The 14335-nt window shown below is 36.8% G+C and carries 9 protein-coding genes and 2 riboswitches; all 9 genes read right to left on the bottom strand.

Translation table 11 applies throughout. The annotated features are described in order from the left end of the window. Positions 1 to 30: 30 nt before the first annotated feature. On the bottom strand, positions 31 to 1320 hold the full coding sequence (locus TY11_RS00380; protein WP_042141938.1) for an NCS2 family permease: 1290 nt from the start codon (positions 1318 to 1320) through the stop codon (positions 31 to 33). A 141-nt stretch (positions 1321 to 1461) separates the two neighbouring features. Then, a riboswitch (purine riboswitch) is annotated at positions 1462 to 1562 on the bottom strand. A gap of 189 nt (positions 1563 to 1751) precedes the next feature. After that, positions 1752 to 3269: a PASTA domain-containing protein gene (locus TY11_RS00375; RefSeq protein WP_042141937.1), complete on the bottom strand. Its 1518-nt coding sequence runs from the start codon at positions 3267 to 3269 to the stop codon at positions 1752 to 1754. After that, positions 3262 to 3933: an ABC transporter ATP-binding protein gene (locus tag TY11_RS00370; RefSeq protein WP_197025036.1), complete on the bottom strand. Its 672-nt coding sequence runs from the start codon at positions 3931 to 3933 to the stop codon at positions 3262 to 3264. Before TY11_RS00370 ends, TY11_RS00375 begins: the two co-directional genes overlap by 8 nt. Before the next feature lie 15 nt (positions 3934 to 3948). Continuing rightward, the gene (locus TY11_RS00365) at positions 3949 to 5415 is read right to left on the bottom strand and encodes an ABC transporter permease (protein WP_042141935.1); all 1467 of its coding nucleotides are present in this window, start codon (positions 5413 to 5415) and stop codon (positions 3949 to 3951) included. Between the two features lie 357 nt (positions 5416 to 5772). Continuing rightward, positions 5773 to 7311, bottom strand: coding sequence for a glutamine-hydrolyzing GMP synthase (gene guaA, locus TY11_RS00360; protein ID WP_042141934.1), 1539 nt, complete (start codon positions 7309 to 7311; stop codon positions 5773 to 5775). 309 nt (positions 7312 to 7620) lie between these two features. Further along, positions 7621 to 7722, bottom strand: a riboswitch (purine riboswitch). 38 nt (positions 7723 to 7760) lie between these two features. Continuing rightward, positions 7761 to 9953 (bottom strand): transglutaminase domain-containing protein, encoded by a 2193-nt coding sequence (locus tag TY11_RS00355; RefSeq protein WP_042141933.1) that lies wholly within the window; start codon positions 9951 to 9953, stop codon positions 7761 to 7763. Then, positions 9950 to 11209 carry a DUF58 domain-containing protein gene (locus TY11_RS00350; protein WP_231495747.1) on the bottom strand — a complete coding sequence of 420 codons (1260 nt, stop codon included), beginning with the start codon at positions 11207 to 11209 and terminating at the stop codon, positions 9950 to 9952. The genes TY11_RS00355 and TY11_RS00350 overlap by 4 nt, the downstream gene beginning before the upstream one ends. Before the next feature lie 12 nt (positions 11210 to 11221). Beyond that, positions 11222 to 12178 carry an AAA family ATPase gene (locus tag TY11_RS00345; protein WP_042141931.1) on the bottom strand — a complete coding sequence of 319 codons (957 nt, stop codon included), beginning with the start codon at positions 12176 to 12178 and terminating at the stop codon, positions 11222 to 11224. A gap of 394 nt (positions 12179 to 12572) precedes the next feature. Further along, positions 12573 to 14102, bottom strand: a complete 1530-nt coding sequence (locus tag TY11_RS00340) for an amidase (protein WP_042142139.1) — start codon at positions 14100 to 14102, stop codon at positions 12573 to 12575. Positions 14103 to 14335: the final 233 nt, after the last annotated feature.

The following is a 14335-nucleotide window of genomic DNA, read 5'->3' as shown; positions in this document are numbered from 1 at the left end:
TCAATGATGATCCCACTGTCACACTTCTTTTTATAAGAAAATGAAATATAAGATAAAGACTACAAACAATCCGTACATGACAGGGTGAATCTCTTTCGCTCTACCTTTTACAAGCATGGTAATCGGATAGAAAATAAACCCAATAGCAATACCTGTTGCAATACTATACGTTAATGGCATCATTAATACGGTTAAGAATGCTGGCACAGCAACTGCAAAATCATTCCACTCAATATCTTTTAATACAGAAGCCATTAAAACACCAACAATGATTAAAGCTGGTGCAGTTACTGCTGTAGTAACAACACTTAGTAAAGGTGAGAAGAATAGAGCTAATAAAAAGAATCCTGCGGTAACTACTGATGCAAAACCAGTACGTGCTCCTACTCCAACACCTGACGTAGATTCAACATATGAAGTAGTTGTTGAGGTTCCTACTACTGCTCCTACTACAGTTGCAGCTGAATCTGCAAATAACGCTTTTCCTGCACGAGGTAATTTGTTGTCTTTCACTAAGCCTGCTTGTGAAGCAACAGCTACTAATGTACCTGCAGTATCAAAGAAGTCAACAAATAAGAAGGTTAAGATAACAACTAACATTTCTAGTGTAAATATATCACCAAAGTGTGTAATAGCTGCACCAAAAGTTGGAGCTACATCAGGAACACTTCCTACAATTCCATTAAATTCTGATAAACCAAAGATTAAACTTGCGATGGCAGTGATAACCATTCCATAAAAGATACCGGCTTTGATACCTAATGCTAGTAATATAACAGACACCACAAGACCGAAAACAGCAAGCAATACGGTAGGGGAAGTTAAATCGCCAATCCCTACTAAAGTAGATTCATTACCTACTACGATACCAGCGCTTTGAAGCCCAACAAAAGCAATAAATAGTCCAATACCTGCTCCTACTGCTTTTTTCAACTCAGCAGGAATTGCGTTAATAACTTTCTCACGTAGACCTGTTAACGTTAATACAACAAAAATAAGTCCAGATGCTAATACACCAGCTAATGCAGTTTCCCATGGAATTCCCATTCCAATAACAACAGAGAAAGCGAAAAATGCATTAAGCCCCATCCCTGGTGCAAGTGCGATTGGATACTTTGCAATAAGTCCCATAAATAGAGTACCTACTGCTGCAGCTAATGCAGTTGCCGTAAACACTGCTCCTTGATCCATGCCTGCAGCACTTAAAATATCCGGATTAACAAATAAAATATATGCCATTGCCAAGAAGGTTGTTAAACCTCCCATAAATTCTGTGCGAAAATTCGTACCTAGTTCTTCAAACTGAAAATACTTCTTCATTACTTTTCCTCCTAAAATAATTAGATAAGTGCAATAAAAAAAGCATGTATCTCCCTAAAATTTAGAGACGACACATGCGACCAGACCAGCGAGAAAAGTAATTTGACAGTAGAAAGCAATCAAAAATAGCAAACTATCATCATCTATATTACTTATCTGCGTAGTCAGACCATTTACGGCGGTCTGGTAGAAACTCTGGGCCATATTCCCTAAATTATACGCAAAAGATATAAAATAATATACTTACAGATGATATATTACTATTTTACTAGAAAGATGTCAACTATTCCCGAACGTTATTTTGTAAACTTTTTTTAATGTTCGTTTTTATTTTTAACATCCTAGTGTTTCCTAACTACTAAAAAAATAGGAGTACTATACCCATTAAAAAGGTAGTACTCCTATTAACAAACTATATCACAACTACAATATTATTTTTTAATATCTTCAATACCTTCCTCTTCTTCCACAGGTTGCTCAAGCTCTCCCTCTTCAACAGGTATTTCAGGTTCATCCTCGATAAAGTCTCCTGGATTAGGAGGTGCTGAGATATTATTACTAACTCTAATCTCTACTGTATAAGTCATGGATACAAATTCATTAAATTTACTCATACCAACCACTGTCCCTTTAACTTCAGGGGCGTAGACGTACTTAACTATATATTTTATATTAGCGCCTTTTGATTGATACTCGTCAAAAAATATTCTTGGCAATTCACCTTCTATTTGCCCACGAAAATCACCCAAATACGGCTTTCCTAGCGAGTAAGTTACCGTAACACTCTTATCATCTTTATCCGTTAATTTTGCACCTGCCTCAACAGATTGTGAAATCAGTCTTCCATAAGAAACATCTGCATGGAATTGCTCCTTCACTCTCAAATCCAAATCTGGATAATTAGCCATTGCTTCCTCTGCAGTCATTTCTGCAAAATTTGGAACTACTGCAGCCTTACCTACAGATACAACCACTTCCATCTTATCTCTTTTCGCAATTTTTTCATCTGCAGGTTCACTTTGACTAATAATATGTCCTGCTTCGACACTGTCAGAGTCCGTCTCTTCATAAGTCATCTCAATTTCATTGGATTCTGCCCACTTTTCCACTTCTTCTTTAGGCATTCCAACAAAGTCAGGTATGGTGATATTCTTTTCAAAGACTTCTACCCCTTTGGAATAATAGACGGCAGCACTATCTTTCCGTTGGTATTCTGATCCATCAATTCCAGTATCCCTAATGGTAAGCTTAATAAATGAACCTTCTTCAATTTCATCACTAAACTCTGTGACTATCTGCAGGTTTTCTGCTTTATTCTCATCAATCCAATTCCTTGCTTCTTCTTGACTCATAACTGAAAAATCAGGTAGGGGTATAGTCGCTTCCGGATCTGGACCTAAACTGCTAGTCAATTGGAGGGTCTTCCCTTTTCGGATTTTATCTCCAACAGATACACTCTGCGAAATAATTTGATTCGCATCATAATCCATACTATAATCTTGTTTTAATTCAACCTCTACATCATTTTCACTTGCCCAAGTACGAGCTTTTGAAACAGGTTGTCCCACAAAATCTTCAACCTTCACATGGACCAACAAATAGTAAATGAAGAATATCAACACACAAGCTAAAATAGATCCTGAAATAATCAGCCACATCTGACGTCTCTTTTTCCTTCTATAGTCAGGATCAATCTCTACTTCTTCTTCCCTATCCTTTTGTCGACTGTTGTTAAAAGAAAAAGGGTCTGACTGAAGCGGAATGTCAGGCTCAGGGTCTGTTTCCTCTATTTCCGCAGCAGAAGCTTGTTCTTCATACTCCTGCTGCGGTACTATTTCTTCCTGTTCCTCAGTTTTCTTATCTTGCTCATCATTTATTTTTTTGTCTTCTTGCTCATTCAGTAGGTCCTCATATTTATCTTTATTAAATTTTGATAAAAAGTCACTCATAGGAAGCCAGTACACCCTTCTTCAAAAGGAAAGCTTGATCAGACTGCAAGGCAATTTCATTGGAGTGTGTGACCACAATGACACATTTGCCGTGTTCATGTGCCAACTTCTTAAAGATATCAATGATTTCCTGCTCCATCTCTTCATCAAGGTTTCCTGTAGGCTCATCTGCAAGTATTAATTCCACATTAGTTGCAAGAGCGCGGGCAATTGCCACACGCTGCTGCTCTCCTCCAGAAAGCTTATTAACAGGACGATCTGCTTTACTTTTAACAATACCGATGTAATCTAATAGATTATAGGCTACTGACTTTGTATCTTCTGGAATTTCATTTTCTGTAATAGACATAGGAATCAGTACATTTTCCACTGCTGTAAAGGTTGGAATTAAATTATAGTTTTGAAAGATAATCCCGATATTATTACGGCGATACTTTTCATAGCCAATTTTCTTAATGTCTTCATCATTAAATAATACTTCTCCACTATGCGGCGAATCCAAGGCACTGAGTAACGATAACAAGGTGGTTTTCCCTGAACCAGACTGCCCTAAGATCGTATAAAACTTCCCCTTCTCAAAAGAGACAGATGTATCTTTTAAAATATAACGACGCTGCTCGCCATCTTGATAATAATAATTTAAATCCTTCGCTTCTAATATCATAATTTCACCTCTCTATTACATCAGTATTTTTTTCGGATTCAGCCTTACAATATAAACTAGCGGAATAACCGTTGAAATTAATATCGTTAACAAACCAATTCCATAGAATACTAGAATATAGTTTGAATTAAGACTTACCTCATAAGTATCCATGACATCTTCTGTTGTCAAATCTATTTGAAGCTCACTATAATAAATAACATCCTCATTAGAATTATTATTATCTGCTTTCATCAGCGTATCTGATACCTGGCTAGCTATGAAGTTTCCACTGAATAAGGATAAAGTGATACCAATTAGAGCAACAACCATTACTTCGATTAGTATTTGTCCAACAACGCGGCCCCTACTTTCTCCTAAGGATAAGTAAATACCCAATTCGCGTTTTCGATCCCGCAAGAATAGTAACACTACTAAGCCTGTTATCAGCACCGTTGCAATTACCGCTGCTATAAGAACATATTTTGATAGTTTTGACATTGACTCCATTGGACCTGCAATACTATCATATTGATCTGTAGCACTGACAACTTTATAAAATTCCGGCAATAACGGAAGTACTTCTTCCTCAAATGCTTCACTATCTTCCGGACTATTTAAAACAAACATTGGTGTGTAATATTCAAAAGATGCCTCTTCTTCCCCTTCCATCGCTTCTGCATATTCTTCATCTGTCTTCAAGTACTCTTCATACTGAAATTTATTTTCACTAATAACAATCTCATTCGGAACATACACTGTATTTTGGTAATCCATATCCATCCAATCTATCATTCCGCTATCCGAATCTGCCCCTACATCCTCTTTAATGGTTTGAGATTCAAATAATCCAATTACTTCCAATACTAGATCACGAGACGTAGCTATTTCCTCTTCACCTGTCTCCTCATCATAAGTATAGACTGCATTAGCTAACGTAAAGGTATCTCCAACCTGAAGATTATTTTTCTCCGCTAATTTTTTTGAAATAATGGCAACAGAGGTACCGCTATCCACTTCTTCTTGGGTAAAAACACGACCATCAACTAATTTGCCTTTTTGTTCTTCAAAATCAAGAACTGGAGCATAGTTTATTCCTTTTATCATAAAGTCCATGCTTGGCCCGTGGTGAACAAAATCTTCTTCCATATCACCCCGGTAAGCCTCAATGCTCTCTGATCCTAACCAGGTAGACACAGAGTAGTCATAATATTTCACATAGGAAAGTTCACCGACTTGTTTAATTAAATCAAGGCCTATGTTTTCAAGCTCTACATTCATCATTTCTTCTTCACTTAACTTATCGTATTCTTCCCAATCAAGTTCAAGTGTCGCGGCAGCCCCAAGTCTTTCTTTAACACTCTTCTCTACATTACTAGTTGCCTGCTGAATAGAAATAGCGCCAGATATAAGGCTTCCTAGAATAAAAATAACTGCCAATAAAATTAATGATTTTCCTTTTTTCCTTGTAATTCCTAAAAATCCTCGTTTAATAAAATTCATTACAAACCCCCTCATTAAAAAACTATTCTATTTATAATTTTCAAAAATATGTATCTAAACTGTATTATATTTGTAATACATCAGAAATACAACTACTATTTGCAAAATATTTCCATGCATTTTGTGAATCTATGTAAATTTTAGTCTATCCCAAATAATTGTCTTTCTAAGATAGGTCGTTTCTTAATTTTTAGAGATTAAATAATGCATTGCAGTTCCAATAATTATAAATACAAATACGCTATACAAAATTTAACCTTATTTCAACCTTCTTAATATTGATGTTTAGAATTTTGAATAACACATCAAAAAAACCTTAGAAATCCCTTTAAACAAAGGATTCTAAGGTTTTTTGTCTTATTCCCATTCAATTGTTGCTGGCGGCTTACTCGTTATATCATACACTACCCTATTAATATGTGCTACTTCATTAACAATTCGTGTAGAAACTTTTTCTAATACATCAAATGGAATGCGTGCCCAATCAGAAGTCATCCCATCAATAGATGTTACAGCACGAATACCTATGGTGTAGTCGTATGTTCTTGTATCACCCATAACACCTACACTACGGATGTTTGGAAGAACAGTGAAGTATTGCCAAATATCACGTTCTAATCCTGCGTTTGCAATCTCTTCACGTAAAATGGCGTCTGATTCACGAACAATTTCTAACTTTTCTTCTGTCACTTCACCTAATACTCGAATCGCAAGACCTGGACCTGGGAATGGTTGGCGCCAAACAATTCGATCTGGTAAACCTAATTGTGTACCAAGCTCACGAACTTCATCTTTAAACAAAGTATTCAGTGGCTCAATCAATTCAAATTGCATATCTTCAGGAAGACCACCTACGTTATGATGTGATTTAATGGTCTGTGCTGTTTCTGTTCCACTCTCAATAATATCTGTATAAAGTGTGCCTTGTGCTAGGAAATCGATGTCCTTTAGCTTTGCCGCTTCATCATCAAATACATAGATAAATTCATTACCAATAATTTTTCGTTTTTTCTCAGGGTCATCAACACCTTTTAATTTCCCTAAGAAGCGCTCCGACGCATCCACTTTGATGATATTCATATCAAAGTCTTCACCGAAAACCTTCATAACATCATCTGCTTCATTTTTACGAAGTAAGCCATGATCAACAAAAATACATGTAAGCTGATTGCCTATGGCTTTATGAATTAATGCCGCAACTACGGAAGAATCCACCCCTCCACTAAGTGCACAAAGCACTTTTCGGTCTCCAACCTTTTCTCTGATTACATCAATTTCTTGATCGATGAAATTTTCGATTGTCCAATCACCTTTTGCTTCACAAACATCAAAAACAAAACTACGTAGTAACTGATTTCCATATTCAGAATGGCGTACTTCTGGGTGGAATTGAACTCCATACATATTTTTTTCTTGATTACTAAATGCCGCAACTGGTGTTGAAGAGCTTGTTGCATCTACTGTGAATTCCGCTGGAGCTTCCACTACTTTATCCCCGTGACTCATCCATACGGTTTGATTATCTGGTGTTTCGGCAAATAATGTTGTGTTATTTTGTAAGGAGATTGTAGCTTTTCCATATTCCCGGTTTTTCGACTTGTCTACTTTTCCACCGTAATGTAAAGCCATTAGCTGCATACCATAGCAAATTCCGAGTACAGGAATGCCTAATTCAAAGATACGTTCATCTGGACGGAAACTATTTTCGTCATAAACGGAGTGTGGACCACCGGAAAGAATGATTCCCTTTGGATTCATGGCTTTAATTTGTTCAACTGTTAGTTTATGAGAATGTAGCTCACTATAAACACCAAACTCACGAATTCTTCTGGTTATTAATTGATTGTATTGACTTCCGAAGTCTAGTACTAGAATCATTTCATTATCCATTTTCATTCTCCCTATCTATGTTAGTTAAAATAAGTAATATGTTTAATACTCTATCACCGAAAACCTTTGATGCTGTCTTTTAGAATTGATCTATTAGACAAATTAAGCGAAAAATCCTTGAACCTGTCGTTAAAAATCATTCTATTAGACAAATTAGGCAGAAAATCTTTGAACCAGTCTTTTAGAATCGTTCTATTGACTAATGAGCCCAATTATATAAAAATGATACAAAAAAACCTGGACTCCACCTAAAATCTATACAATGCAAAGAAGCACCATACAAATAGAAAAAGGCAGAATTCCAGATAGTTCAAGATCTAGATATTCCGCCTTCATAGTCAGGGTATTTACGGTACCCCGGTAGAAACTTTCGAACCGTATTATCGAGGATATACGAAAGCGATTGTTATTTATTAAAAAGTTATACCTATTTTACGCATGCAAGTATGCTTACGTCAACCCAATATCTTTTTGATTAAATTTTTCCATAAGTTTGACAGCTCATCATCCACGATGTTTGGACTACCATTTTGGTAAATAAGTCTTTCATATCTTGTTGTTAATCGTCCCATTTCATCCGTGCTATAAAAATTATCAACTCGCATCGCATACTCTCTAAGCGTTTGATCAGGATCTTTTTGGAACCCTTTATGTCTTAACAGTCTAAGAACATAATGATACGCATCCTGATAAGCTGCCGCATCTTTTCGCTTTTGCATTTTTCTTTCTAAGAAATAGATTCGGAGCTGGTGTCTCTTCCAAACCACTACACCTATTAATACAAGGAAAATTACCGCAAGAATTATTCCGTGTGTCTTGGTAATTTCAAACTTGCTATCATTTTCACCTGTACTAGGATTAAATGCATCTTGAACATCCTGTTCTGGCTTCTCCAAATCTTGTTCTGGCATTTCTGGTGCTTCTGGAGCCTCTAGTAAATCATCTTCAGTTGATGTATCAACTGCATAATTATTTGGTGCATCAAACCCTTGTGTTGGTTCAAATGGTACCCAACCTACTCCTTCAAAGTATACCTCAACCCATGAATGTGCATTGGCATTGGTAACTTCATAAACATCGTCGCCTAGTTCGTTAACGTCTTCCTCTATCTTCTCCCCACTTGTAAATCCTTTTACCCATCTTGCAGGGATATCTAGACTACGTAACATGACAACCATTGAGGTAGAGAAATTGTCACAATAACCTGCCTTTGTATCAAATAAAAATTGATCGACATAATCCTGTTCTTCTGTGGGAACAGGGACATCCTCTATTTGATAAACAAAGCCATTGCCACTAAAATAACGTTCAATTGCACGCACTTTGTCATACTGACTTTCATGATTAGCGGTAATTTCTTTCGCTAATTCTCCGACTCTGTCAGGAAGATTGTTAGGTAATCTTGTATTTTTCCTAACTAATTCCTCATCCTCTGGCGCACCACTATTACGCATCAAATCAATTGGGTACGATGGACTATTGTATTTAATCGAATAGCCTCTTAAATTAACTGCATCATCATCTACTTCTGTCCTTATTTCACCAGTTTCTTCATTCAACAATAATGCAACATCCTCACTTTGGGCAACAACATGTCTTGCCCCATAAGGATATATCAGTTTAGGAATATTGGCGCGTTCATCAAAGGTTAATACTAATTCAGATGGATTCGATTCCACTGTTGAAGAAAACGTTTCAAAGGTAATATCCCAATCCACTTGTTCTACATAATCTCCCTCATCCGAATTGACCCATCCTTTACCAGTATAATAATCCTTCGACTCCACCCGGAAATAGTTTTCTTCCTGCATAAATGCTTTAAAAACTGGTGTATAATCTTGGACAAAGGATCCACCTAATGTCGAATCATTCTCGCCATAGCCAACTTTCTGGATAACCCCTCCGACTCCAATCCCATCACCATTTACCGCATTCTCCAAAAACGGAACCGGGTCAGGCCACTGTGGGTCTAACTTTGGTGCAGCATATCCAACAACAGAAGAAAATAACACAATCGCTACCAATGGAAGGATCCAAAGTGGTCTTGCACTTAATCGATATGATTGAAGACTTTCACTTTGAATTTCTTTTAAGACGTTTGCAATTCCCAATGCTAAAAATGCAATGACAAACGTTCGAATAATGGGCCAATCAGCATTGTAAACTGTAAAGGTATCTAGTAGTGTAATGTAGACAAAGGTTAATACACTGAAAATCATGACTCGCTTAATTTGAACGAACCAATAGTAAATCAAATAACTCATTAACCAAATAATGATTAAGAACAATAATGTTCGAAACATATTAGATAGATCAAACCACTGTCTAGCAAATAACGCCTGAATATTAAAACCAAAATCTGCGAACAATTCAGTGAACCAGTGTTTACTCCAAAAACTATGATCGGAATATACACCATTAAGGATAAAGAAAACACCGAACCCTTTTAAAAGTAAGGAAAGCCACCATTTCACTTGAAGTATACTAATAAAAAAGCAAAAAATCGTATAAATCACAAATATTCCAAGGAAGACAGTATCTGTTACTTCATCAACAGGATATAACCATTCCAAAAATAACAGGAGACCAGCGATATATAATATTGAGGTATAGATAAACGGTATATTCGTTTGATTTTTCTTACTCATAATGTGTTCACCTCAAGTACATCCATTACTAGTTCTTTTTCTGTTAATATACAAATTCCAATCCCTTCATTTCGAAGCCCATGAATAATTCTGTGCTCCTCAACCGAAATTCGATTATCTGCTTGAATAAAAATAATCAGTAGCTTTTTCTCGCGTAACCGAACATGCTGAAGTGTTTCCTTCAGTTCCTCATCTAGGTGTGTCGTTACTAAGACAACATAAAAGCTATTGGTTACTTTAAATAATTCTTCTTTCAGCTTTCTGGAAAATTTATATTTTCCACTAGGTTGAATTTGTGTTAGATGCTTACGAATCCACTCCATTTTCGTTGGGTCATGCTTAACAGGAAAGAAAACAGTCTCTTCACCAATGGATAAGAAGCCAACCTGTGAAGCTTGTTTTCGAATTGTCTCCATCAGGGAAATCCCCATTTCAACGGTAGCTTCATAGGCTAATAGATTCATACCATCATAGTAACAGCTATCCAAAATAATCAGGGTATCTGTGCTTTTTTCTTGTTCAAATTCCTTTGTCATAACATCATTCTTCTTTGCTGTTTGTTTCCAATCAATCCAGGAAAATTTATCCCCCGGCATATACTCACGGACCCCAGTAGCAACATTCGTATTCTTCAAGTTCATAGCAAATGAAGAAATGGATCCCTGTTCATAGCTGTTCATTTTTTCAATCAGATGAATAGATCTTTCCACTGGATATACAATTAATTCATTTCCTGCCGGATAAACATGTTCTTTTTTGATTAACCCAAAGATATCCCCAGTCTTCAATCGAATAGCAGGGATATCATGCTTTCCTCTTGGAAGTTGGTTAAGTTCATAGGAAACTTCAAATTTTCGCTTGAACCAAGGGAAGAACATTTTTTTTACATGACGACTTTTATAAAGTTTATTTGGTTGATCTAGATACTGATATTTAGCGTGTCGTAAATCCACACGATTCAATGTTTCCGGAAAAACTTCCTCTACAATACAATAAAATATTGGAAAAGGAATTCTACGATTTACCTGAATAGAAACCTTCACCCGATCACCTGTCGCAACAACATGCTTTTGTAGCTTTCTCTCCACAGTCCACTTTGAAATTGGATAAAAGGATAGCCCAATTAGGTACAGGAAGATTGGTAGGTAACTATAGAATAAAAACCAGCTTGCAAATCCCCCTTGGAACATGGCATACGCAAATAGTATAACAAATAGAAAAATGATAAAAACAACATTACGTACGAAGCGAAACATCTTCATGAGACCCTAAAATTCCTTTCGAATTGGTACAAATGTTTGTTTAACTACCTGCTCCACTATTTGTCTTGCCGATTTACCATCATATTTTGCCTCAGCAGTTAAGATAATTCGATGTGTTAATACAAATGGAGCTAAATATTTCACATCATCTGGAAGTACAAAGTCACGTCCCTTAATAAAAGCATAGGCTTTTGCAGCTTTCATTAAAGCAATGGAACCACGAGGGCTTACACCTAGAAAAATAGATTCATGATTTCGTGTTTCTCGGACAAGATTAATAATATATTGCTGCACATTTTTTTCGATATATACATTACGAACTTCTTTTTGGATTATTACTAACTCTTCTTTGGACATGACAGGTGAAAGGCTTTCAATGGGGTGCTCTTTGGATGTTCTCTCTAACATTTCCAACTCGTCTTCTAATGATGGATAACCCATCGTTAGCTTTAAAATAAATCGGTCAAGCTGAGCCTCTGGTAGTGGATATGTTCCTTCATATTCAATCGGATTTTGGGTAGCCATTACAAAAAAGGGTTTTTGAAGTGGTATTGTTTCTCCATCAACTGTTACACTTTTTTCTTCCATTCCCTCTAGTAAAGCAGATTGTGTCTTTGGAGAAGTACGATTGATTTCATCAGCTAACACAACATTTCCAAAAATCGGTCCACCTCGGAATACAAATTCCATTTCCTTTGGATTATAAATAGAGATACCCGTTACATCAGAAGGTAATAGATCTGGGGTAAATTGAATTCTTTTAAAATCACAATCTAGTGACTTAGCGAGAGTACGTACAAGCATCGTCTTTCCGACTCCAGGTACATCCTCTAATAGAACATGCCCTTCTGCAAGTAAAGCTACTAAACTTAAAATTGCTACATCTTCTTTTCCAATCATTACTTTATTGACATTATCAATTACTTTTGAAATTTTCTCATTGTATACCATTGTCTCCTGCATCTACTAACGCCCCTCCATTTATGTTACTATTACCCTTTTACTATACTAAAAATGTCCCATTTAGTAAAAGGTTACTTAATATACATTATTTTCTTATAATTTGTTTTTTAAACTAGGAAACTAGTATTTATCTAACCTTCAGATAATGCTGCTTTATCTATATACACGTTCTTATGGACGTCCGAAACATATCTAGGGAGATGTAATGTTATCGAAACTTAGAAGGTATCATAACTGTTACTTGCGAGTGAGTGAGCCCGATTTGAATCCTATTGAAATGAGGAATGAGCAGCTTCTATGCACCATTTTAAAACTGAGAATTTCGTTGAAATTATGTGAGAGAATGAAATAGGACAGCCACCTTAACACTATAAGATGACTGTCCAATCACTATCTATATACGAGGGGCCTGTTCCTCTGTTATAAATTCTTTCAAAAAAGGGTTATTCATGGTATCTATCCATAGTGAAGTTTGTTCCAGTTGATAGGATAATTGTAGTAATCGATTCTCTTCCCCTTTGGATGCCATTACTTGAACCCCTAATGGGAGTCCTTGGTCTGATAGGTAAACCGGTAATGATACAGCAGGTTGACCTGTTAAGTTTGCGAGCTGTGTGAATGGTGTGTACGTTAAACTTGGTAAGAACATTTCATAAATCAATTCTTGTTGTCCTTGTTTATCCAACTTCTTCACCCGTTCGCGAAGCTCTAACTGTTTTTCCTCTGAGTGTGTAAGTTCACCAACTTTTGGAGCTGTATTAGCTGTTGCTGGTGTAATATAGAAATCAAACTCGCGATGTAGCGTAGCCATTTGTGCTGCCGCGGTATCCCATGAGGCAAGACTTGCTGTGAATTCAGCAGCTGTTACAGACCTACCTGCTACATTTAATAACCATGACTCAATTTCCATATCCTCTGCAGTCATCTCTCTTCCAAATGCTGACTCCAATCCTAATACTAGTGAGGACATTTCCCCACTGTTCATTAAATAATAATTACGCATTAATTGAACACCATCAACATCGTTTTCCTTTTCCTCTACACGGTGTCCCTCTGCCTCTAGCCAAGCCACCACTCTTAGAACTGCTTTTTTCGCATCTTCTGAAACTGGTGTCCCAACTGGTGATTTGGTAGTAAAAGCAATTTTCAACGGTTTGGTAAATGGCTTTTTCATTTCTTCCGAGAAACTCCCATGAAAAAGTGGTACCTGAAAAGCTGCTTCCGGTTGTACAACTTGTAAAACATCAAGTAATGCTGCACTATCACGAACTGTTCTAGATAAAGCAAAGTCAATGGATGCACCCTGCCATTGACGACCAGCACCTGGTCCAACAGGCGTACGCCCTCTAGTTGGTTTCAGTCCAAATAATCCAGAAAATGATGCAGGAATACGAATGGATCCTCCTCCATCACTAGCACCTGCCATTGGTACAACCCCGGCTGCTATAGCCGCTGCAGTACCACCACTTGACCCACCAGGGGAATAATCTGTATTCCACGGGTTTCTAGATGGCCCATAAAGAACTGGTTCAGAAATATTCTTTAGACCAAACTCCGGTGTATTGGTATGGCCAAGAAACAGAAATCCTGCCCGCTCTAGCTTGTCCACCAGATTAGAATTTCGTTTCGCAAAATTGGAACGCAATAGTCTTGAGCCAGATGTAATTGGCTCACCCTTTAATGCCTGCGATATATTTTTAAGTAAAAAAGGTACCCCAGAAAATCCTGTTTCCCCTACTTCAATAGTCTCCGCTACTTGCATAGCCTTTTCTTTCCTGTCGTGGATGACAGCGTTTAAGATTGGATTAACCTTTTCTAATTGATCATAGCTTAAGGAAACAAGTTCTTTTGGAGTAACCTCCTTTTGCTTAAGTAAAGCCGCCATTTCCGTTGCATCTAACGTTACATAAGTACGAAGATCCATCCTAACACCCCATTTTCCTATATTCTCCAACTTTAATACCACACTCAGTTTATCATGAAAAAAATAAAAGTCCATTTACATGCCGTTTTTCCTATCCAACTGAAAAACACTTGTGTATAGCCTAATGGACCTCGAACTATTCTGGTTATTAAGGGAGAGTTCACCAATTCAAACTAGTATCTTTTATCTATCCAAGCCATTTGATAGGGGTAAAACTACCCGTTAACTTGTAA

Source organism: Paucisalibacillus algeriensis, assembly GCF_000577245.1.
In the GTDB taxonomy this organism is placed as follows: Bacteria; Bacillota; Bacilli; order Bacillales; family Amphibacillaceae; genus Ornithinibacillus.
The sequence above is the reverse complement of the archived record's forward strand: the minus strand, read 5'-3'. Positions and strand labels throughout refer to the sequence as shown.